The organism is Streptomyces sp. PKA51 (assembly GCF_057552455.1).
This window is the reverse complement of the sequence record NZ_BAAJPZ010000006.1, coordinates 234101-255399: the sequence shown is the minus strand read 5'-3', so window position 1 is coordinate 255399 and position 21299 is coordinate 234101. Positions and strand designations below refer to the sequence as shown.

Below are 21299 nucleotides of genomic sequence, written 5' to 3'. Positions count from 1 at the left end.
CCCTGACTGTCGTGAACCGGGATACGACGGAACAAATACGTTTCCGCTTACCCGAACTGTGCAGGCACGGCGATCCTTAATCAAATACAAAACGAATTAATCAACCACGTGTCGCAACGACATGGGAAAGGGGCGGCGGCACCGTGAGGTGCCGCCGCCCCGGAAAGCCGGTGCGCTCCGTGCGTCAGTACGCGGAGTTGACGTTGTCCATGGAGCCGTACTTGTCGGCGGCGTAGTTGCAGGACGCGACGATGTTGGCGACCGGGTCGTAGATGTCCCAGGAGGTGCCCTCGACGTGATACGCCTTGAACGTCGGGTCGATGATCTGCAGCAGACCCTTGGACGGGACACCGTTGACGGCGTTGACGTCCCAGTCGTTGATCGCGCGCGGGTTGCCCGTGGACTCACGCATCACGTTGCGCTTGATGCCCTCGTACGAGCCCGGGATGTGCTTGGCCTTCATGATGTCCAGGGCCTGGGTGATCCAGCCGTCCAGGTTGTCGCCGTAGACCTGCGGCGCCGGGGCGGCGGACTTCAGGGCGGTACGGGCCTCGGAGCGGGAAGCGGCCTGGGCACCACGGCCGGCAGCGGCCTTGGCCTTCGCCGACGCGTCGGTCTTGGCCTGGGTGGCAGCGGCGTCAGCAGCCTTCGCCAGCTCCGCGTCCTGCGTCCGACCGAAAGCCTCCGCGTTCCACGCCACCGGCTTCACCGGAGCGTGCGTGGCAGCGCCGGCGGCGGGGACGACACCGAGCACGACACCGGCCGCACCGGCGGCGGTCAGGCCGGCAGCCATGAACTTGTGGGTCTTGGTCAGACGGGTATAGCCGGAGTGGGTGGAGCGCATAACTGAGCCGAACCTCTTCCAATCGTCTTCGTCGCCCGCAGCCGCCCGGCGGCCACACAAAAGCGCCGTTCTCGGTCAAACGGCGCCCAGCGACCTCGCAATTGTTAGCGGCGCCCGAAACCCCCCGCAACGATGTGACCTACGATCCGGCGCCGTACCCGCCGACGGCGAAGGGCCGTGACGTCCACCGACGTCAACGGCCCTCTTTCGTATGTGATCCACGCCCTATGGGCGTCCTCACGCCCCGCACCCCCCGCCGCTACGCGACGCGTGCACTCGTACGCGCGACGCCGGGGGGCACCGGGCAGGCGCCGGGGGCTACTCGACGATCTTGAGCAGCTTGTTGGGCGTCCCCTGGCCGGGGTTGCTGATCTTGTCCGGCGTGGCCCCGGCCGTCAGGGCCTGGGCGACCTGCTCGGGCTTGGCGTCCTTGTGACCGCTCAGGTAGACGGCCGCCGCGCCGGTGACGTGCGGGGTGGCCATCGAGGTGCCGGAGATGGTCTTGGTGCCGGAGTCGCTGTCGTTCCAGTCGGACGTGATGTCCGTGCCCGGGGCGTAGAGGTCGACGACGCTGCCGAAGTTGGAGAAGTCGGACTGCTGGTCGTCCTTGGTGCTGGAGGCCACGGTGATGGCCTCCTTGACGCGGGCCGGGGAGCCCTTGCCCGCGTCGGTGGACTCGTTGCCCGCGGCGACGGCGAAGGTCACGCCGGAGGCGATGGCCTTCTGCACGGCCGCGTCGAGGGCCTCGTCCGCACCGCCGCCGAGGCTCATGTTGGCGACCGAGGGGCCCTTGTGGTTCTTGGTGACCCAGTCGATGCCCGCCACGACCTGCTCGGTGGTGCCGGAGCCCTGGGCGTCGAGCACGCGCACGGCCACGATCTTCGCCTTCTTGGCGACGCCGTGCGCGGTGCCGGCGATGGTGCCGGCCACGTGGGTGCCGTGACCGTTGCCGTCGTCGGCCTTGTCGTTGTTGTCGACGGCGTTGAAGCCGTACGCCGCCCGGCCGCCGAAGTCCTTGTGGCTGATGCGCACGCCGGTGTCGATGACGTACGCGGTGACGCCCTCACCGGCGCCGTCCGGGTAGGTGTACTTGCCGTCGCCCTTGGTCTCGGCCTGGTCGATGCGGTCGAGCCCCCAGGAGGGTGGGGCCTCCTGCGCGGCGTTGATGGTGAAGCGGTGGTTCTGGACGACCTTGGCGACCGAGGGGTCCGCGGCGAGCCGCTTGGCCTCGGTGCGGTCCAGGCCGCTGGCCGAGAAGCCGTGCACGGCGGAGGAGTACGTGCGCTCCAGCTTGCCGCCGTACCGCTGCGCGAAGTCCTTGCCCTGGGCGGAGAAGGCGCCGTCGTGCGCCGCCGCCTTGCCGTCCTTGAGCAGGACGATGTAGCTGCCCTCAATGGCGCCCTTCGCGTCGGTCCCGTAGACCGTGCCCTCGGCGGGGGGCGTGGCCTGGGCGGGAAGGGTTAAGAGGGTTGCGCCGGCCGTGACGGCCGCTGCGGCGGATATCGCCAGTACGATCCGCCGCTTGCCGGCGCGCTTGTGGTGTGCCATGACGAGGGTTCCTCCTCGTGAGGTTGTGGGGGGGGACGTGCGTGTCGGCATGCGACACCCCGGAACCGAAGTGATCGGCTCCGGATGACCCGAAACCCTGTCAGCTTTGACGCGGGCAGATCAACACCTGAACCGAGGTGTGACATACGCAACGCTCCTGCGTAAATACAAACCGCATGGAAATACGGCAAGTTGGGACACCTGTTGGTGGAAATCACTGTCACGTTTTACGTCGGCGACACACATAATTCGCCTGTTGCTTACAGACCTTGAGGAGCGCCGAACGTGACCGTCTTCCCCACGACCTCCGGCCCGGTACGGGGACACCTGCGCGACGGCACCGTGGTCGCCGTGCCCGGAATCCCCTACGCCGCCGCGCCGTTCGGCGCGGCGCGGTTCCGCGAGCCGCAGCCGGCGGGCCCGTGGAGCGCGGTCAGGAACTGCACGGACTTCGGGCCCGTCGCCCCGCAGTCGGCGCGCCTGCCGGGTGCACCCCACTGGTCACCGGGCGACGAGGACGTCCTGACGCTGAACGTCTGGACGCCCACCGACGCGCGGTCGGCTCCGGTGCTGGTGTGGCTGCACGGGGGTGCCTACACCTTCGGGTCGTCGGCGCAGCCCGACTTCGACGGCACCGCGCTCGCCCGTGCCGGCCTGGTCGTGGTCACCGTCAACTACCGCCTGGGCTTCGAGGGTTTCGGTCACGTCCCGCCCGCAGCCGACGGCTCCCGGTACCCGGACAACCGCGGCCTGCTCGACCAGGTCGCGGCGCTGCGCTGGATCCGCGAGAACATCGCCGCGTTCGGCGGCGATCCGGGCCGGGTCACGGTGGCCGGGCAGTCCTCGGGCGCCGGTTCGGTGGTCTGCCTGGCGGTGATGCGGGGCGCCCGCGGGCTCTTCCGGCGGGCCGTCGCGCACAGCCCGGCGAGCCCCTGCCTCTCCCCCGCGCTCGCGGCGGAGACCACGCGGCGGGTGGCGGCGGCCGCCGGGCTGCCCGCGACCGCCGAGGCCCTCCTGGCCGCCCCGCCCGAGGCCCTGGTCGAGGCCTCCGACCGGGTCGTGGACGCCTACCGCCGCGATCCGGCGTCCGGCCACCGCCACTACGACCCGGTGCTCTACGGTCCCGTGGTCGACGGGCACGTCCTGCCCGCCGAACCGCTGTCCGCCGTGGCCGCCGGAGGTGCCGGCGACATGGAGCTGCTGGTGTGCCACACCACGCAGGAGTACTGGCTGCTGGACGCCGTCGGCAGCAGCGCGAAGGTGACCACCGAGGAGCAACTGCGCACTTTCGCCGCCGACTTCGCTCTGCCGCCGGAGCTGACGGCGGGATACCGGGCCCTCATGCCGGGCGCGTCCGTGCTGGAGGTGTACCTCGCCGCGTACGGCGACCTGCAGTTCGCCGAGTACGGCAGGCGGCTCGCCGAGGCCCACGCACGGGCCGGCGGGCGGGCGTTCCTCTCCCGCTTCGACCGGCAGCGCACGGGCCCCGCGGGCGTGGTGCGGCCGTGGCACTGCGCGGACGTCCCCTTCGCGTTCGGCACCCTCGCCTCCCCCCATCCGGAGTTCCTGATCGGCGGCCCGCCCACCGCCGCCGACCGGCGGCTGTCGGAGCGGATGGTGACCGCGTGGGCCTCCTTCGCGGCCACCGGCGACCCGGGCTGGCCGCCGCTGGGCCCGGCCGGCGGGCCCGTACGGACCTGGTCGGTGGACGACGGCGGGCCGGTGGACCCTCGCGTCCCCGACGCCCGGGCGCTGTGGCGGCCGTTCACGTACGCGCCACTGCGTCCGTGACCTGCTCCTGCCGGGCACCGGGCAGCGCCGCCGGCGGCTGCTGCCCGGTGGTCAGGCCGAGGCGCAACTGGACGATGCGGGCGATGTCCGCGATGGTGCCCTCGCTGCGCAGGAGCTCCATGGGCGGGATCTCCACGTCGTACTGCCGGCGGAGCATGGCCAGGGCCTCGGTGGCCATGAGGGAGTCCACGCCGAAGGTGTCGATCCTGCGGTGCTGGTCGATCTCCTCGACGGGGATCTGCAGGACCTCGGCGAGCACCAGGGCGAGCGAGCCGGCGATGTACTGGTGGGCCTCGTCGGGCGCCATGCCGGCCAGCTTGCGGCGGAGGTCCTCCCGGGTCAGGGCTCCCCCGGCGGTGCTCGCCGGCAGGAGGGTGGCCAGCCGGGGGGCGCCGACGCACTGCAGCAGCGCGTGGATCCGTCCCCAGTGGTAGCGCCCGACGCCTGCCACGTCGGCGCCGGCGGCGAGGAATTCCGCGGCCGCTTCGAGGGCCTCCTGCGGCATGACGGGCTCGATCCCCGCCTGTTCCAGGAGCGTGAGCATGTCGTTGCGGACCACGTAGCCCGTGCCGCCGAGGGCGCCCCAGGCGACGGCGGTCGCCGGCAGGCCCTGCCGGCGGCGCCGGCGGGCGAGGGCCTCCAGGTAGAGGTTTCCGGCCACGTAGTTGGCCTGGGAGACGTGGCCGAAGGTGGCGGTGGCGGAGGAGTAGGCGAGGAACAGGCTCAGGTCCCGGTTGCGGGTGACGGCGTCGAGGACGGCGCCGCCGGCCATCTTCGGCACCAGGACGGCACGCACCTGCTCGTCGGTGAGACGGGCCAGGAAGGCGTCGTCGATGTGCATCGCCGAGTGGACGACGCCGCGCAGCGGGCGGCCTTCGGCATCGGCCTGCGCGACGATGGCCTCGATGGCGTCGGCGTCGCCGACGTCCGCCGCGTGGGCGCGTGCCCGGGCGCCGAGGGCCGCGAGGTCGGCCAGCAGCTGCGCGGCCTCGGGGCTGTCGGGGCCGCGGCGGCCGACGAGGTCCAGGTGACGGGCGCCGTGGCCGGCGAGCCAGCGGGCGGTGGCGGCACCGAAGCCGCCGAGGCCGCCGGCGACGAGGTAGGTGCCCTTGGGGTCGATCGGGGGCGGGGCCGGGGCACGTTCGACGTACAAGGGCTCGTCGAGGGGGTCGAAGGCCACGACGACCTTGCCGATGTGCCGGGAGTGCTGCAGCAGGCGGAACGCCTCGCCGGCCCTGGCCGTCGGGTAGACGGTGTGCAGCAGGGGGCGGTAGCGGCCGCCTCGCACGAGCGCGGCGACCTCGGCGAACTGCCGCATGGCGAGCTCGGGGTGATGCAGCAGCCGGGTGAGGTCGACGCCGAAGAAGGCGATGTTCTTGCTGAAGGGGTGCAGCCGCAGCGGCTTGTCCTCCAGGATGTCGCGCTTGCCGAGCTCGACGAACCGGCCGCCGGGGCGCAGCACGTCCAGTCCCCGGGCGATGGCCTCGCCGGCGAGGGAGTTGAGGACGACGTCGACACCCTCGCCGCCGGTGATCCGCCGGACCTGTTCGGCGAACGCCGGGTCGCGGGAGTCCAGGACGTCGTCGATACCGAGGACGTGCAGCAGGTTGCGCTTGGCGGTGGTGCCGGCCGTGGCGATGACGCGGGCGCCGCGGCGCCGGGCGTACTGCAGGGCGGCCAGGCCCACGCCGCCGGCGGCGCCGTGCACCAGGACGGTCTCGCCGCGCCCCAGCCGGGCCAGATGCCCGAGCCCGTAGTGGACGGTGAGGAAGGCCACGGGCAGGGTGGCGGCCTCGGCGAACGACATGCGGGCCGGGACGGGCGCGAGGGCGTACTCGGTGGTGACCACGTGGGAGGCCAGTGCGTTGGGGGCCAGGCCGAAGACGCGGTCGCCCACGGCCACTGTGGTCACGCCGGGGCCGACGGCCTCGACGACGCCGGCGCACTCCATGCCGGGGCCGGGCTGCCGGGGCAGCTCGCGCATCATCTCGGCCGACGGCAGGACGCCGAGGACGTGCATGACGTCCCGGTAGTTGAGGGCGGCGGCGCGGACGGCCACGACGACCTCGCCGACGCCGGGTGCGGCGGGGGCCGCCTTCTCGGTCCAGGCGAGGCGGTAGGCCAGGCCGGGGTCGCGGACCTCCAGGGCGAAGGCGGCGACCGTACGGCTGTCGGCGGCGAACTGCGGATGCTCCGCGAGGTCGACCACGCGGGGCACGAAGCGTCCGCCGGCGGTCAGGACGATCTCGTCCTCGTCGGTGTCGGTCAGCAGCTCCCGGGCGAGGCGGTGGGCGTCCGCACCGGGGTCCGCGGTGCGTTCGAAGGACAGGCGCCGCACGGTGATGCGGGGGTGCTCGTTGGCCATCGTCCGGGCGGCACCCCAGACGGCGGCATCGTGGGGGGCCTCGGGGCGTTCGGGGGCCGGCAGGGCGCCGCTGGGCCGGGTGACGAGCCACACGGTCAGGCCGGTGCCGGCGGGGAGCCGTTCGCCGGCGGAGGCGAGGGCGGCCAGCACGGCGATCCGCCGTGCGGTGAGGCCGACCAGGTCGCCGGGGCCGGGGTCCGGGGCGGCGGGGTCCAGGAGGAGGACGACGGTCACGTCGCCGGTGTCGCACGCGAGAAGCCGGTCCCACGTCCCGGTGTCGTCCGGGGCGCCGGTGATCGTCACGGGCCCGTCCGTGCACGGCCGCAGGGCAGCGGCCAGGGCCCGCGGCTCGTCCTCGGCGTCCCCCTCGGCCGCCAGGATCCACGCGCCGGCCGTGCCCGAGGGGAGCGGGGCGGCCGGCGGGACGCCGGTGCCCGCGGCGGTGGCCAGCAGAACGGATCCGTCGGCGCCGGCGGTGCGGCGGTGTCCCTCGCCCAGGCCGATGACATCGGTGAAGCCGCACTGCCGCAGCAGTGGGGGCCAGCGGTGGGCGGGCAGCAACAGCACCTCGGGGCGCAGGTCGCGGTCGGTGTGGTGCCAGAAACTCTCCAGGGTGGCGAAGTACTGTGCCATGGCCTCCGCGTTGTGCTGCTCGGAGGCCAGCAGGCGGCCTGCGGGGGCCAGGAGGCCGGCGACGCGGCGCAGGGCACGGGCCAGGTCCTTGGCGGTGTGCAGGGCGTTGGCCGCGACGACCACGTCGAAACCACCGGGGGTCAGGCCCTGCTCGGCCGGGTCGGCGTCCAGGTCGAAGGGGCGGTACTCGACGAAGTCGTGGCGGGCGAAGCGCTTCTCGGCCCGGCCGACGAAGTACTGCGACACGTCGGTGAAGGTGTAGCGGGTGCGCTCCGGCGGCAGGACGGCCAGCAGGCCGGCGGTGGCCCCGCCGGTGCCACCGCCCACTTCGAGGACGCGCAGGGGCCGGTCGGCGGGCCACTGCCGCACGATCTCCTCCATGAGGGCCCTGAGCATGCGGTTCTGGCAGCGGATGAACGGGGCGAGGTCGAAGAACTGGTCCATCAGCTCCATGCCGCCCTCGACCAGGTACTCCAGCTCCTGCTTCTCGCCCCGCAGCACCTTGGCAAGGCCCCTGCGATGGAGGGCGGCCAGGGCGACCTCGGTGGCGAAGGCGGGCAGTTCGCAGACCACCCGGCGCAGGACGTCGTCGACGGTCACCGCGGACGGCTCCAGGGCCCAGCGACCGTCCGGCAGCCGCTCGGCCAGACCCCGGCGGGCCAGCACGGGCAGGACCCAGGCACACATCTGCCGGTGGTGCGCTCGCAGCGGCGGTGCGCCCTCGCCGTCGAGCGTGAGGATCCGCTCCCCCTGCGGCAGCAGCCCTCGCAGGCCCTCCGCGAAGCCGATGGTGGTGGCCAGCAGGTTCATGCGGCGGGCCCGTTCGTAGCCGCTGGCCCGCAGGGCGGCCCGGGCGGCCTCGATGCGCGGGCGCGCCCGGGACACCAGCTCGCTGCAGGAGGGCAGGGGCGAGGGCGGGCAGGGCAGTTCGGTGCGGGGGGCGGCGCACAGCACGCTGACGGAGCGGATCAGCGGTGCGGACCGTGCGGCGTCGAAGCGCCGCAGCCGGCAGCCCTGCAGTTCCGCCGCGACGGTGCCGTCGGGGGCCGTGACGGTGATGTCCCAGCAGACCTCGGTGGCGGTGCGCGGTCGTTCGCGCAGGTGGACGAGTCCTCGGGCGGGCGGTGCCTGCCACACGCGCACGGCCTCGATCCCGACGGGCAGGTATGCCTCGCCGCGGGCCAGGGCACCGGCCAGGAGCGGGAGTCCTGCCTGCAGGGCGCCGTCCAGCAGGGCGGGGTGGGCCTCGTAGGCGTCGCGGGGTTCCGGCATCTCGTAGGCGGCGAGGACCTCGCCGTCGCCGGTGTGCAGGCGGCGCAGGGTGCGGAAGGCGGGGCCGTGGTCGAGGCCGGCGGCCGCGGCGGCGCGGTACAGCTCGGCGGGGTCGGCGCAGGCGGTGCAGCGGCGGCGTACGGCGGTGAGGTCGAGGGGGCCGGGGCGCGGGCGCAGCAGGCGGCGCAGGCGGGCCCGGGCGTGCCGGGTGGGCGCGCTGCGGTCGCCGGTGACACTGGTGACGGTGACGGCGCCGTCGTCGGGCGAGACGGTGAGGTAGAGGACGGTGCTGCCGGGGTCGTCCCACGGCACGACGAGGGCGCGGGTGATCTCCAGGTGCTCGGCCTCGGCGGGGGCGTCCAGGACGCGTCGGCCGGCGGCCAGGATCATCTCCACGTAGCCGGTGGCGGGCCAGACCACCGCGCCGCCGACACGGTGGTCGGCGAGCCAGGGGGCGAGGGCCGGCTCGACCGGCCCCCGCCAGGTCGGCTGGTGCAGGGGGACGAGCCGGTCGCCGAGCAGCGGGTGGTCCACCCCGCCGTCCCCGGGGACGCCGGACCAGATGCCCGGGGAGCCGTGCCAGTGCCGCTCGCGCTGCCAGGGGTAGGCGGGCAGGTCCCTCACGCGGCCGGGTACGGGGTAGTGGTGCCGCCAGTCGAGGTCCGCGCCGGCGGCGGCGAGGGCGGCCACGGCGGTGTGCACGGCGTCCGGCCCGGCGTCGTCCTTGGCGAGGGTGGCCACGACGGCCACGGGTGCGGGGTGCTTGCGGGTCAGGCGGCGCAGGTAGGGGCACACCACGGGGTGCGGGCCGACTTCGAGGAAGACGTCGTGCCCGGTGGCGAGGAGGTGCTGGACGGCGGGGGTGAGGAGCACCGGTTCGCGGACGTTGCGCCACCAGTGGTCGGCGTCCAGTTCGGTGCCGGTCACGGGAGCGCCGGTGACGGTGGAGACCATGGGGATCGTCGCGGGCGCCGGGCGCAGCTGCGCGAGGTCGGCGCCCAAAAGGGCGCGGGCGGCGTCCATCACGGGGCTGTGGAAGGCGTAGTCGACGTCCAACCGGCTGCAGGCGACTCCCTTGCGCGCCAGCTCGTCCTCCAGGGCCGCCAGTTGGGCGGTGGGGCCGGAGACGGTCACGTCGCCGTCGGTGTTGACACAGGCGATGCCGAGGCCGGGGTGGCCTGCGAGGACGTCCTCGGCCTCGGGGCGCGGCAGCGAGACCGCGGTCATGCCTCCGCTGCCGGCCGTGGGGGCCTGGGCCCGGACGCGGGCCGCGATGACGGCGGCCGCCTGCGCGAGGTCGAGGGCCCCTGCGGCGTGCGCGGCCGCGACCTCGCCCACGCTGTGGCCGACGACCGCGGCGGGGGTGACGCCCTGCCGTCGCAGCATGCCGACGAGGCCCGCCTGGAGGGCGAAGAGCAGAGGCTGGGCGTACTCGGTGGCCGACAGGTCCGGGCCGCTGCCGGGCTCGGCCATCGCCCGGGCCACGGACCAGCCCAGGCCGGGGGCGAGCAGGGCGTCGAGCGTCTCGACGGTTTCCCGGAAGCCGGGGTCGGCGGCCATGAGGGCGGCGCCCATGCCGGGCCACTGGCCGCCGTTGCCGGTGAAGACGAGGACGACCCGGCCGTGGGCGACCTCGGTGCCGAGCGCCGCGAGGCGCGGCGAGGGGGCGGGGCGGTCGCCTTCGTCCTCGGCGGTGGGCGTGGGCGCTTCCGCGAGGAGGTCGGGCTGCTGCAGCAGGGTCGAGATGCGGTGCTGCCAGGTGCCGTCGGCCTGGCCGCAGGGCCGTTGGGGCTGGTCGCGCGGTTCCCCGTGCCCCGTGGGGGGCTCCGGTGGCGGGGTGAGGGACTTGGCGAGGGCATCGAGGCGTTCGGCCGCGGTGGACGGATCGGCGGCCAGGACCGCGGCGCGGTGGGGGTGCTTGCCGCGGCGCATCGTGGCCGTGTACGCCAGGTCGTAGAACTCCTCGTCCGGTGCCTGGGCCAGCCGGGCGGCCGTGCGGTGCGCGGCGTCGGCCAGGGCGCGCCGGGTACGCGCCGTGACCAGGACGGGGCGTGCCGCCGGTGGCGGGGGCGCGGGGGGCGCGGACGGGGCGGGTGGCGGGGCGAGGATCACGTGGGCGTTGGTGCCGCCGAAGCCGAAGGAGTTGACGCCCACCACCGAGCGCTCGCCGAGGGCGACGGACCGGGGCCGTACCGCGAGGTCCAGGCGCAGGGCGGCGAAGTCGACGTGGGGGGTGGGCTCGTCGGCGTGCAGGGTGGGCGGGATCTCGCCTTCGCGCAGGACGAGCAGGACCTTCATCAGCCCGGCCATGCCGGAGGCGGACTCCAGGTGGCCGAGGTTGGACTTCACCGAGCCGATGGGCAGGGCGCCGCGGGTGCGGCGGCTGCCCAGGGCCCGGCCGATGGCCTCGGCCTCGATGGGGTCGCCGACGGGGGTGCCGGTGCCGTGGGCCTCCAGGTAGGCGATGTCGTCGGGAGCGACGCCGGCGCGCTCGTAGACCTCGCGCAGGAGGCGTTCCTGGAGCTCCCTGCGGGGCAGGGAGATGCCCGGGGTGCGGCCGTCGCTGTTGACGGCGCCGGCCAGGATCAGGGCACGGATGCGGTCGCCGTCGGCGAGCGCGTCGGGCAGGCGCTTGAGAAGCACCATGCCGCCGCCCTCGGCGCGGACGTAGCCGTCGGCGGCGGCGGAGAAGGAACGGCAGCGACCGGTCGGGGAGAGCATGGAGGACTGGCAGAAGCCGACGTAGTGGTACGGGTTGAGCAGGACGTTGGCGCCGCCGGCGAGGGCGGCCCGGCTGGTGCCGGCCTGCAGGTCGCGGCAGGCCTGGACGAGGGCGACCAGCGAGGAGGAGCAGGCGGTGTCCACGACGACGCTGGGGCCGTGCAGGTCCATCACGTGGGAGATGCGGTTGGCGGCGATGGAGGAGGCGGCGCCGGACATGGTGTAGGCGTTGACGCTGCGGTTCATGAACTGCAGGGCGCCGTAGGAGTTGTCGAAGATGCCGACGTGCACGGCCGTGTCGGTGCCGGCGAGGGCGGCGGGGGCGACGGCTGCGTCGTCGCAGGCCTCGGCGGCCAGTTCCAGCAGCAGCCGCTGCTGGGGGTCCATCTGGGCGGCTTCGCGGGGCGAGATGCCGAAGTAGGAGGCGTCGAAGCCGCTGATGTCGTCGAGGAATCCGCCGGCCGCGGTGTAGCTCTTGCCGGGCCGGGGCCTGGCCGCATCGACGAAGCGGGAGCGCTCGAAGCGGTCGGCGGGGACCTCGGTGATCAGGTCGCGGCCCTCGCGCAGGGCCCGCCACAGTGCGTCGAGGTCGGCGATGCCGCCGGGCAGGCGGCAGGCCGCTCCGACCACCGCCACGATCCTCTCCGCCGCGACCTTTCCGTTGCCGTCAACTCCCATGGGCTCTCCCGCCTTTCCCCCCGGGCACCGTTCGCGGATATCGATGACCGTGCACGCCGGGCATAAACGGACAACACCCCCTTCGCAGGACCCCGGCAAAAGTCTGTGTGATTGACCGCCGATGCCCGCATTGGCTCGCTCTGCCTCTTCTCATCCATGTGGGTGATGGCTCGCGGCGGATGCCTGCCGCATTCGCGGGCAGTCAACTTCCCGTGATGTCAGTCGAGTCGGAAGGCGGACCGCCCGAGGGCAGGACGTCCTGGCCCCGGGCGGCCCTCGTCGCGCTGCCCGCGCTGCTGGCCGTCGCGGGCATGGCCGTGGCGATGGCGGACGGCGTCCTCGCCTCGTCCTTCGCGGTGTCCGGCACCGCCTTCCAGGTCTCCGCGCAGCAGTTGCGCAGCAAGGGCCTGGCCGCGTACGTCGACGTGGCCCCGACCACCGGCGGCGGCGGCCGTCCCGGCGCCCTGCTGGGCATCGGCGACGCCCGGCTGTCGGACATCTGCCAGGCGGCGCGCGTGCCCACCCCGGTGGGCGAGGTGGTCCTGCGGCTGCGGGCCGGCGGCAGCGCCGGGCCGGTGGACGTGCACGATCTGGTGCTGCACGGGGACGATTTGGTGGGCGACGCCCGCTTCGGTCAGGCGCAGATCGGCCGGGACGCCTCGACACTGGACCAGGTGCCCGGAGTGCACGGCGCGCCCGGACAGTTCGGCCTGCAGGCCCGCGAGGTGTCGGTGACCGGCGTGCGCTCCCACGCCTGGTCGGTCACCGGCGGCGACTTCCGCCTGACGGGGCTGCGGCTGGACGTGGGCCTGAACGGGCCGGCGTGCTTTTGAGCAGGCGCTGGCGGCGCACCCGGCCGTTCTGGGCGGCGGTGCTGCTCGTGCTGGCCGGCACCGAGCTGGCCCTGGTGCCCCTCGCGCCGTGGAGCGTTCTCCTGGGGCTCGGGCTGGGCGGCATCGCCGCGCTCGGCATCGGCGCGGCCCTGGTGGTCGCCGGGGTGTTCCTGCTGGTGCGGCCGCAGACCCGGCACTATGTGGGCCTCCACGCGGTGATCCTCTCGGTGGTCTCCTTCGCGGCCAGCAATCTCGGCGGGTTCGGGATCGGGATGCTGCTGGGCATCGCCGGCGGCGCCATGGCGTTCGCGTGGCGCCCGGTGCGGGCGGAAGCGCCGCCCGCACCGGGGCCCCGGCCGGCCGCGGGCGAATCGCCGTCCAAGGCGCTGGCGGTGGCGCTGCCCCTGGTCCTGCTGGCGGCCGGCCTGCCGGCACGGGCCCCGCAGCGGACCGGGCCCGTCACGGCCGGCGCCGTCCCGCCGACGGTGACCACCACCCGCTTCGCCCCCAGCGGTTTCACCCTCGCCTCCGTCGAGCGCCTGCCGACCGCCGCCGGGCCGCGCAAGGTGATGGTGCTCAGGATGCGGGCCGCGTCCCTGCGCGACTACCGCCTGCTCACCCACGACGGCGGCCCCGAACTGACCCTGGACGTACGCGACCTGAGGCTGCGCGGGGACGTCACGCTGTACGTCACCGACTTCAGCGGCTGCGTCCAGGGGCTGCTGTGCCTGTCCTTCAGCGCGGACGCCCTGCCCGTGCCGCCGGTGGTGCCGCCGTTCGTCTTCATGACCGAGGTGCGCGCCCGGCAGGCCCTGATCACCAGCGACGTCATCGACGCCGACGGGCTGCGCATCGCCCCGGAGCACGCCGCGGGTGCCCTGCCGTCCGGCGCGTGAGCGCGCCGTACCACCGGCGTGGCGTTCGCCGCCGCGCGCGGGCGGCGCTTCGACGAGCCGCCCGGGCCCGGGGGTTCCGCCCGGGGCCGAGGGGGAGACCGGTGGGTGCGGCCCCCACCCCCGACCCGCCGGGCCGCCGCCAGGACGGACCCCAGGGACAGGAGTGCCAGCAGTGGCCATCATCGTCACGTTCCACGCCGAGGGCGCCGGTCAGGAGCTGTACGACGCGTGCATCGAGCGCCTCGTCGGCAGGCCCTTCACCTCGCTCTCCGACATGCCCGTCGACGGACTGCTGGCGCACGTCGCCGGGCCGGTCGACGGTGGCTGGCGGGTCACCGACGTGTGGGAGTCGCCGGAGGCCCTGGAGGCCTTCGGCAAGATACTCGCCCCCGTGCTCGCCGAGCTCGGCTACGGCGACCTGCGGCCGGAGATCACGCCCGCGCACAACGTCGTCACGAGCTGACGGGCGCGCCTGCCCGCGGGGCGGTGCCGCTCCCCGCGGGCAGGCGGACCGGGGTCAGCCGGGGCCCTCCGGGCCATCGGCCCGCAGCCGCACCTGCTCCTCCAGGCGGTCCAGGCTGCGCTCCAGCGCCGTGGTGACGACGTCCGCTCCGGGGTCGTGCCGCTCGTCGAAGAACGACAGGTGGACCGTCACCTCGCTGGCGCCGCCGCCGATGCCGGCCACCTGCAGCCAGCCCGCGTAGCTCCCGCCCTCGCGCGTGCCCCACTCCACGCGCATCTGCTCGGCCTGGGCGCGGAAGAGCCCGGGCTCGTCCTGGCCGGTGCGGTCCTCGTGGACGGTGACCGCCGGCAGCTCCTCGGGCCGTACGTGCAGGTCGTCCGGGAGCCAGCTGCCGAGCCGGGTCACGTCGGAGGCCTCCTGGAAGACGTGGTCGGCCAGCGCGGGCATCGTGCGGGACCGCTCGTATTCGCTCATGCCATACCCATTCTCGGTGCGGGTCCGTCCCCCTGAAGGCGCCTGCCCGCCCGGCGGCGGACCGCGCGGTGAAGCCACCCGTTCGCGCCGCGCCGTTCCGCCTTTCGGCGTCATGGCGCGTTGGCGGGCCGGGCTGCGGGGTACCGCCGCCAGGTGAGAGTCCGGCACCCTTCCCACCGCGGCGGCGGGCGACGCGGGGCCTTCGAACGCCTGGCGGAGAACGCCTCGCACTTCACCAGCTCGCGGTCCTTCTTCGTGATCTGCTTCCTGCTGGTCGCCGACTTCGCGGCGATGCACGTCCTGCAGCCGTCCGTCGAGCTGGAACTGCTGGCGGCCGGTCTGATGACGGCCGTCACCCTGCTGCTGCTCGCCCTGCTGAAGAACTCCGAGCAGCGCGCCGAACACGCCATCCAGCGCAAGCTGGACGCGATCGCCCGGGCGCTGCTGGCGCAGCACGAAGGAGGCGACGAGGAGGCGTTCGACGCGCTGCGCGACGCGATCCGCATGGAGGAGGAGACGTAGGGCGCGGCCGTCAGCAGATGCGCGGCAGCTGCTCGCCGTCGGGCAGGGCGACCACGCGCGTACCGCCGAACCGGGTGCGCGCGACGACCGTGCCGGGGTGCTCGGCGACGCACTCGCCGACGACGGCGGCACCGGCCCCTTGCGGGTGCGCGCGCATCGCGGCCAGGACGGCGTCGGCGTGCTCCCGCGGGACGAAGGCCACCAGCCGGCCCTCGTTGGCGACGTAGAGCGGGTCCAGGCCGAGGAAGCCGCAGGCGCCGGCGACGGCCTCGGGCACCGGCACGGCGTCCTCGCTCAGCACGACGCCGGTGCCCGATGCCGCGGCGATCTCGTTCAGGGCCGTGGCGAGTCCGCCGCGGGTGGGATCGCGCAGGGCGTGCAGGTCGGGGGTGACGGCGAGCATGGCGGCGACGAGGGAGGCCAGCGGGGCGGTGTCGCTGGCGATCTCCACGCCGAACTCCAGGCCCTCGCGGACGCTGAGCACCGCCACCCCGTGCAGGCCGATCGGGCCGCTGACGAGCACGACGTCGCCGGGCCGGGCCCGCTGGGGGCGGATGTCCACGCCGTCGGGGATCACCCCGATGCCGGAGGTCGTCACGTACACGCCGTCGCCGTGGCCGGCGTCGACCACCTTGGTGTCGCCCGTCACCACGGTGACGCCGGCGGTGTGCGCCGCGGCACCCATCGCGCGGGCGACGCGTTCGACGACGCCGAGGGCGGTGCCCTCCTCCAGGACGAACGCGCAGGACAGGTGGGCGGGTCGGGCGCCGCTCATCGCCAGGTCGTTGACGGTGCCGTTGACGGCGAGGTCGCCGATGCAGCCGCCGGGGAAGAACAGCGGCCGCACCACGTAGGAGTCGGTGGAGAAGGCCAGGCGGGTGCCGCCCAGGCGCAGCTGGGCGCAGTCGCCGAGGGCGTCGAGGACGTCGTTGCCGTAGGCGGGCGTGAACAGGCCGGTGATCAGCTCGGCCGACAGGGCCCCTCCCCCGCCGTGGCCGAGGACGACGACGGGCGCGTCGCGCAGGGGTGCCGGGCAGGACCAGGCGCTCGGGTCGGGCAGCGGGGCGGTCTCTCGGGTGGTGGTGGCGTCAGCCAACGGGGGTGGCCTCCTTGCCGGTCGCGGCCGCCGGGCCGGTGCCCAGGCGGCGGTAGAGGTAGTACGCGGCGCAGGCCCCCTCGGTGGAGACCATGGTGGCGCCGAGGGGGGTGCGCGGGGTGCAGGTGGTGGCGAAGGCGGCGCACTCGTGCGGCTTGATGTGGCCCTGGAGCACCTCGCCGCTGCGGCAGGCCGCCGGTTCGCGGGTGCCGGGGCCCGTGACGCCGAAGCGGTGCTCGGCGTCGTACTCCCGCCAGGCGGGGGCCAGTCGCCAGCCGCTGCCGGGGATGGTGCCGATGCCGCGCCAGGGGCGGTCGGTGACCTCGAAGACGTCGGCGAGCATCGCGAGCGCGGCGGGGTTGCCGCGGTCCGGCACGGCCCGGGGGTAGGCGTTCTCCACCCGGTGCTCGCCGCGTTCGAGCTGGTGGACGGCGCGGCGGACGCCTTCGAGGATGTCGAGGGGCTCGAAGCCGGTGACGACGACGGGCACGCCGAACCGCTCGGCGAGGGCGGGGTACTCGGCGGTGCCCATCACGCTGCACACGTGCCCGGCGGCCAGGAACGCCTGGACGCGGCAGTGCGGGGAGCTCATGATCGCCTCGATGGCGGGCGGCACGCGCACGTGCGAGACGAGCATGCTGAAGTTGCGCACGCCCAGCCGGCGGGCCTGGTGCACCGTCATGGCGTTGGCGGGGGCGGTGGTCTCGAAGCCGATGCCGAAGAAGACGACCTGCTTGTCCGGGGTGCGGCGGGCGATGTCGAGCGCGTCCAGCGGTGAGTAGACCACCCGTACGTCGCCGCCGTCGCTCTTGACGCGGAACAGGTCGCGGCCGGTGCCCGGGACGCGCAGCATGTCGCCGAAGGAGCAGAAGACGACGTCCGGCAGGGCGGCGATGGCCAGCGCCTTGTCGATGGTCTCCAGCGGGGTGACGCACACCGGGCAGCCGGGGCCGTGGATGAGCTCGACGGCGTCCGGGAGCAGCTGGTCGATGCCGTGCCGGATGATGGAGTGCGTCTGGCCGCCGCAGACCTCCATCAGCGCCCAGGGGCGGGTGACGGTGGCGTGGACGTCCTCCAGCAGCCGCCGGGCGAGGCCGGGGTCCTGGAACTCTTCGAGGTACTTCACCGCGCGTCCTTCCCGGGGTTCTCGGGGGCGGGGGCGCCCGCCTCGGCCGCGGCGCGGCCCCAGGCGTCGCCGAACTCCTCCTCCAGGGCGCCGATGCGCCGGAAGAGGTCGAGCGTCGCCAGGGCGGCCTGCTCGTCCAGGCGCTGCAGGGCGAAGCCGACGTGCACGATGGCGTAGTCGCCGACCTCGATGTCGGGCAGGTAGGCCAGGCAGACGTCCTTGACCGCGCCGCCGAAGTCGACCTGTGCCATGCGGGTTCCGTCGCGTTCCTCAATGCGGACGACCTTGCCGGGCACGGCCAGGCACATGGGTTCCTCCTTCCGGGGGCCGGTTCATTGCGGGGCGGTGGGCGCGGGCGGCCACCAGCAGCTGGCCGAGGGCCAGTCCGCCGTCGCCGCAGGGCACGGCGCGGTGCCGCAGCACGGTGAAGTGCCGTGCGGTCAGGGCCGCCGTGCACGTCTCGTCGAGCACGGCGTTGGCGAAGACGCCGCCGGTCAGGGCGACGGTGGTGGTCCCGGTGCGCTGCCGGGCCGCCTCGCAGGCGGCCGTGACGGCCGCGGCGACGGCGTGGTGGAAGCGGGCGGCGACGATGTCGGGGGGTGTGCGCGCCCGTACGTCGGCGGCCGCGGCGCGCAGCACCGGGGCCGGGTCGAGGAGCTGCGGCCGCCCGGCCTCGCCGTGCAGCGCGAAGGCGTAGGGGGTGCCGCAGTGGTCCATGGCGGGCGCGGCGTGGGCCTCCAGTTCGACGGCGGCCTGCGCCTCGTGGCCGCTGCGGTGGCGGATGCCGGCGAGGGAGGCCAGGGCGTCGAAGAGCCGGCCCATGCTGGAGGTGGGCACGCACGCCACGCCGCGGTCCATCTGGCGGGCGAGCAGGGCGCGTTCGCGCTCGTCGCAGGCGCGTACGCAGGGCAGGTCCGGGTGCCAGGGCTCCCCCGCGGCGTGCAGGTGGGCGAGCGCCATGCGGCAGGGGTTGCGCACGGCGGCGTCGCCGCCGGGCAGCGGCACGTAGGCGAGGTGGGCCAGGCGCCGGTAGCCGTCGTAGTCGGCGAGCAGCACCTCGCCGCCCCACACGGCGCCGTCGTCGCCGTAGCCGGTGCCGTCGAAGGCGACGCCGATGACCGGTGCGCTGCCGTCGAGTCCGGCGTCGGCCATGGCGGAGGCGACGTGGGCGTGGTGGTGCTGCACCAGGTGCAGGGGGCGGCCGGCGGCACGGTCGCGGGCCCAGGCGGTGGAGCGGTAGCGGGGGTGCCGGTCGGCGGCCAGCAGGCGGGGGCGTACGCCGGTGAGTGCGGCCAGGTGGCGTACGGCCGCGTCGAGGACGGCGACGTTCTCCACGCGGTCCAGGTCGCCGATGTGCTGCGAGAGCCAGGCGGTGCGGCCGCGGGCGAGGCAGAAGGCGTTCTTCACGTCGCCGCCGGCGGCGAGGGCGGGGGCGACGTCGAAGGGCAGGTCGAGGGGTTCGGGCACGTAGCCGCGGGAGCGGCGCAGCGGCAGGTGGCTGCCGTCGGGGCGTACGCGCACCACGGAGTCGTCGCAGGGGGTACGGATGGCGCGGTCGTGCCCCAGGCGGGCGTCGCACAGGGCGGGCAGCCGGGCGTCGGCGTCGTCGGTGACCAGCGGCTCGCCCGAGCGGTTGGCGCTGGTCATCACGAGCACCCGGGGTCCGGGCGCATCACCCGGCAGCCCGAACAGCAGCCGGTGCAGGGGGCTGTAGGGCAGCATGACGCCGATGTCGGGGGTGCCGGGGCACACGGCGTCGGCCAGGGTGCCGGCCGTGCGGCGGCGCAGCAGGACGACGGGGGCGCGCGGGCCGCACAGCAGGTCGCGTTCGGCGTCGGTGACGGCGGCGAGGGCACGTACGGCGGCGAGGTCGGCGGCCATGACGGCGAAGGGTTTGTCGTCGCGTTCCTTCAGGGCGCGCAGCCGGCCGACGGCGGCGGGGTCGGTGGCGTCGCAGGCCAGGTGGTGGCCGCCGATGCCCTTGACGGCGACGATGCGGCCGCCGGCGAGCAGGTCGCGGGCCCGGGCGAGCGCCGCCTCGCCGGTGAGCCGCATCCCGCCGTCGTCCAGGTGGAGGCGGGGGCCGCAGTGGGGGCAGGCAACGGGCTGGGTGTGGAAGCGGCGGTCGCCGGGGTCGGCGTACTCGGCGGCGCAGCGCTCGCACAGCGCGAACGGCGCCATGGTGGTGGTGGCGCGGTCGTAGGGCAGGCCGGTGACGATGGTGAAGCGCGGGCCGCAGTGGGTGCAGGTGATGAAGGGGTGCCGGTGGCGCCGGTCGGCGGGGTCGGCGAGTTCGGCGTGGCACTGCGGGCACAGGGCGGCGTCGGGGGGTACGCGGGTGTGGCCGGGGCCGTGCACGGAGGGCCGGATGACGAAACCGCTCCCGCCGAGGGCGGGCAGGCGGTGCCGGTCGACGGAGGAGATGACGGCCAGCGGCGGGGCCTGGCCGGTCAGGCGCTCGTGGAAGGCGCGCAGGCGGTCGGGGTCGCCCTCGATCTCGGCGACGAGCCCGCCAGCGTCGTTGCGGACGAATCCGGACAGTCCGAGCTCCCGCGCGAGCCCGTGCACGAACGGCCGGAAGCCGACCCCCTGCACGGCCCCCCGGACGACGATCCGCTCCCGCACGCAGCCGCCGGAGGCGGCGCCGGCCCGATCCTGCCGGGTGGCAGCTCTTTCGGGGGGCTGCTCCTGGCGACCGGCCGGTGGAGCGGGCGCCGGCCCATGCGGGGGCAGCGGCTCTGCGGTGGCGGCCACGACGGGGCCCGGGCTCCCGGCCGCGGCGGCCGCCCGCGCGGCCCCCGGCGGGGGCGGGGCCTCGTCCGCCGTCGCGGAGGCGGCAGCCGTGCCGTTGCGCGCAGGCCGGCCCGCGGCGTGAGGTGGCGTCACGGCCGGGGTGCGGTCGCGTCGTCGGTGTCCGGGCGGCGGTGGCGGCCGGGGCCCGGGGTGCGCGCGGGCGGGGGGTCGGCCGGGGCAGCGGTGGTCTGCAGCGCCGGCCGGTGCAGCGGGGCGCCGTCGCATGCGGCCAGGACGTGGTCGACGAGGGTGCCCACGCCCTCGCCGGTGCGGGCGGAGGTGGTCAGGATCGGCACGCCGGGGTTGACGCGGTGGACGTGGACCGTGAAGGCGGCGCGGTCGAAGGCGGCCGCCTCCTCCAGGTCGGTCTTGGTCAGGACGACGAGGTGGGCGAGGCCGAAGGCCAGGGGGTACTTCAGGGGTTTGTCCTCGCCCTCCGTCACCGACATCAGCGTCACGCGCAGGGTCTCGCCCAGGTCGAAGGCGGCCGGGCAGACGAGGTTGCCGACATTCTCGACGTACAGCACGCGGGTGCCGGGCGGGGGCCAGCCGTCGAGGTGGGAGCGCAGGTGGGAGGCTTCCAGGTGGCACAGGCCGCCGGTGAGGACCTGTTTGACGGGGGCGCCGGAGCGGGCCAGGCGTACGGCGTCGTTGTCGGTGGCGAGGTCGGCGGTCAGGGCGGCGGCCGGCACGCCGCGGGCGGCGGTCGCGGTCAGGACGGGTTCCAGCAGGGCGGTCTTGCCGCTGCCGGGGCTGGAGAGCAGGTTGACCGCCGTGGTGCCGTGCGCGGCGAGTTCCTCGCGCAGGGCGCCGGCCAGCATGTCGTTCTCGGCCAGGACCGCCTGGCGCACGTCGATGGCGCGGCACATCACGCGCTCGCCTCCTGAAGGTCGATTCCGGTGATCTCCAGCTCCCGGCCGCTCAGCAGGTGCGTCCGGGAACCCTCGCAGCGCGGGCACCACAGGAAGGGCGGGGTGCCGACGGCGAAGTCGTGGGCGCACGCGGCGCAGTGGGCGCGTGCGGGGATCTCCTCGACGTCGAGCCGGGCGGCGGCGAGCTCGGTGTCCTGGCGGGCGACGGCGAAGGAGAAGCGCAGGGCGTCGGGGACGACGCCGGCGAGTTCGCCGATGCGTACGCGCACCGCGGCCACGGCGGGGGTGCCGTGCGACCGGGCCAGGGCGGCCGCGCGTTCGACGATCGCGGTGGCGATGGACAGCTCGTGCACGCGCCCTCCTGCTGAAGTC

At 74.9% G+C, this 21299-nt stretch carries 15 protein-coding genes; 5 read left to right on the top strand and 10 right to left on the bottom strand.

Translation table 11 applies throughout. The annotated features are described in order from the left end of the window. Positions 1-184 precede the first annotated feature (184 nt). Both AC27L3_RS12620 and AC27L3_RS12615 read right to left on the bottom strand, forming a co-directional pair. Complete coding sequence (locus tag AC27L3_RS12620) at positions 185-844, bottom strand: transglycosylase SLT domain-containing protein (RefSeq protein ID WP_487234106.1); 660 nt, start codon at positions 842-844, stop codon at positions 185-187. Between the two features lie 318 nt (positions 845-1162). Continuing rightward, the gene (locus AC27L3_RS12615; RefSeq protein WP_487234105.1) at positions 1163-2392 is read right to left on the bottom strand and encodes a S8 family peptidase; all 1230 of its coding nucleotides are present in this window, start codon (positions 2390-2392) and stop codon (positions 1163-1165) included. A gap of 285 nt (positions 2393-2677) precedes the next feature. On the opposite strand from AC27L3_RS12615, the gene AC27L3_RS12610 reads away from it, so the two are divergent. Beyond that, positions 2678-4183 carry a carboxylesterase/lipase family protein gene (locus AC27L3_RS12610; protein ID WP_487234104.1) on the top strand — a complete coding sequence of 502 codons (1506 nt, stop codon included), beginning with the start codon at positions 2678-2680 and terminating at the stop codon, positions 4181-4183. Here the strand turns inward: AC27L3_RS12610 and AC27L3_RS12605 are convergent. Continuing rightward, the gene (locus tag AC27L3_RS12605) at positions 4158-11852 is read right to left on the bottom strand and encodes an SDR family NAD(P)-dependent oxidoreductase (protein ID WP_487234103.1); all 7695 of its coding nucleotides are present in this window, start codon (positions 11850-11852) and stop codon (positions 4158-4160) included. The genes AC27L3_RS12610 and AC27L3_RS12605 overlap by 26 nt on opposite strands. A gap of 215 nt (positions 11853-12067) precedes the next feature. Between AC27L3_RS12605 and AC27L3_RS12600 the strand changes: the two genes are divergently transcribed. The 3 genes from AC27L3_RS12600 to AC27L3_RS12590 all read left to right on the top strand — a co-directional run bounded on the left by AC27L3_RS12600 (position 12068) and on the right by AC27L3_RS12590 (position 14044). Continuing rightward, positions 12068-12685 carry a DUF6230 family protein gene (locus AC27L3_RS12600; RefSeq protein WP_487234102.1) on the top strand — a complete coding sequence of 206 codons (618 nt, stop codon included), beginning with the start codon at positions 12068-12070 and terminating at the stop codon, positions 12683-12685. Further along, positions 12676-13581 carry a DUF6114 domain-containing protein gene (locus AC27L3_RS12595; protein WP_487234101.1) on the top strand — a complete coding sequence of 302 codons (906 nt, stop codon included), beginning with the start codon at positions 12676-12678 and terminating at the stop codon, positions 13579-13581. The genes AC27L3_RS12600 and AC27L3_RS12595 overlap by 10 nt, the downstream gene beginning before the upstream one ends. A gap of 172 nt (positions 13582-13753) precedes the next feature. Further along, complete coding sequence (locus AC27L3_RS12590) at positions 13754-14044, top strand: hypothetical protein (protein ID WP_487234100.1); 291 nt, start codon at positions 13754-13756, stop codon at positions 14042-14044. Positions 14045-14098: 54 nt separating this feature from the next. On the opposite strand, the gene AC27L3_RS12585 is transcribed toward AC27L3_RS12590, so the two are convergent. After that, positions 14099-14518 carry an SRPBCC family protein gene (locus tag AC27L3_RS12585; RefSeq protein WP_487234099.1) on the bottom strand — a complete coding sequence of 140 codons (420 nt, stop codon included), beginning with the start codon at positions 14516-14518 and terminating at the stop codon, positions 14099-14101. Positions 14519-14671: 153 nt separating this feature from the next. Here AC27L3_RS12585 and AC27L3_RS12580 point away from each other — a divergent pair, with 153 nt between their 5' ends. Next, positions 14672-15040, top strand: a complete 369-nt coding sequence (locus AC27L3_RS12580; RefSeq protein WP_487234098.1) for a low affinity iron permease family protein — start codon at positions 14672-14674, stop codon at positions 15038-15040. A 10-nt stretch (positions 15041-15050) separates the two neighbouring features. On the opposite strand, the gene hypE is transcribed toward AC27L3_RS12580, so the two are convergent. From hypE to hypA, 6 genes are all read right to left on the bottom strand, one after another. After that, positions 15051-16136 carry a hydrogenase expression/formation protein HypE gene (gene hypE, locus AC27L3_RS12575; protein WP_487234097.1) on the bottom strand — a complete coding sequence of 362 codons (1086 nt, stop codon included), beginning with the start codon at positions 16134-16136 and terminating at the stop codon, positions 15051-15053. After that, a complete protein-coding gene (gene hypD / locus AC27L3_RS12570; RefSeq protein ID WP_487234096.1) occupies positions 16129-17262 on the bottom strand; it encodes a hydrogenase formation protein HypD in 1134 nt (377 codons plus the stop codon). The genes hypE and hypD overlap by 8 nt, the downstream gene beginning before the upstream one ends. Beyond that, complete coding sequence (locus tag AC27L3_RS12565; protein WP_487234095.1) at positions 17259-17570, bottom strand: HypC/HybG/HupF family hydrogenase formation chaperone; 312 nt, start codon at positions 17568-17570, stop codon at positions 17259-17261. Before AC27L3_RS12565 ends, hypD begins: the two co-directional genes overlap by 4 nt. After that, complete coding sequence (gene hypF, locus AC27L3_RS12560) at positions 17533-19887, bottom strand: carbamoyltransferase HypF (RefSeq protein ID WP_487234094.1); 2355 nt, start codon at positions 19885-19887, stop codon at positions 17533-17535. Before hypF ends, AC27L3_RS12565 begins: the two co-directional genes overlap by 38 nt. A gap of 257 nt (positions 19888-20144) precedes the next feature. Continuing rightward, positions 20145-20924, bottom strand: coding sequence for a hydrogenase nickel incorporation protein HypB (gene hypB, locus AC27L3_RS12555; protein ID WP_487234093.1), 780 nt, complete (start codon positions 20922-20924; stop codon positions 20145-20147). After that, positions 20924-21280, bottom strand: a complete 357-nt coding sequence (gene hypA / locus AC27L3_RS12550; RefSeq protein ID WP_487234092.1) for a hydrogenase maturation nickel metallochaperone HypA — start codon at positions 21278-21280, stop codon at positions 20924-20926. Before hypA ends, hypB begins: the two co-directional genes overlap by 1 nt. Positions 21281-21299: the final 19 nt, after the last annotated feature.

Coding starts and splice junctions, on each gene's coding strand:
- AC27L3_RS12620 (WP_487234106.1), bottom strand. CDS start 844: ATGCGCTCCACCCACTCCGGCTATACCCGTCTGACCAAGACCCACAAG.
- AC27L3_RS12615 (WP_487234105.1), bottom strand. CDS start 2,392: ATGGCACACCACAAGCGCGCCGGCAAGCGGCGGATCGTACTGGCGATA.
- AC27L3_RS12605 (WP_487234103.1), bottom strand. CDS start 11,852: ATGGGAGTTGACGGCAACGGAAAGGTCGCGGCGGAGAGGATCGTGGCG.
- AC27L3_RS12600 (WP_487234102.1), top strand. CDS start 12,068: ATGTCAGTCGAGTCGGAAGGCGGACCGCCCGAGGGCAGGACGTCCTGG.
- AC27L3_RS12585 (WP_487234099.1), bottom strand. CDS start 14,518: ATGAGCGAATACGAGCGGTCCCGCACGATGCCCGCGCTGGCCGACCAC.
- AC27L3_RS12565 (WP_487234095.1), bottom strand. CDS start 17,570: ATGTGCCTGGCCGTGCCCGGCAAGGTCGTCCGCATTGAGGAACGCGAC.
- hypB (WP_487234093.1), bottom strand. CDS start 20,924: ATGTGCCGCGCCATCGACGTGCGCCAGGCGGTCCTGGCCGAGAACGAC.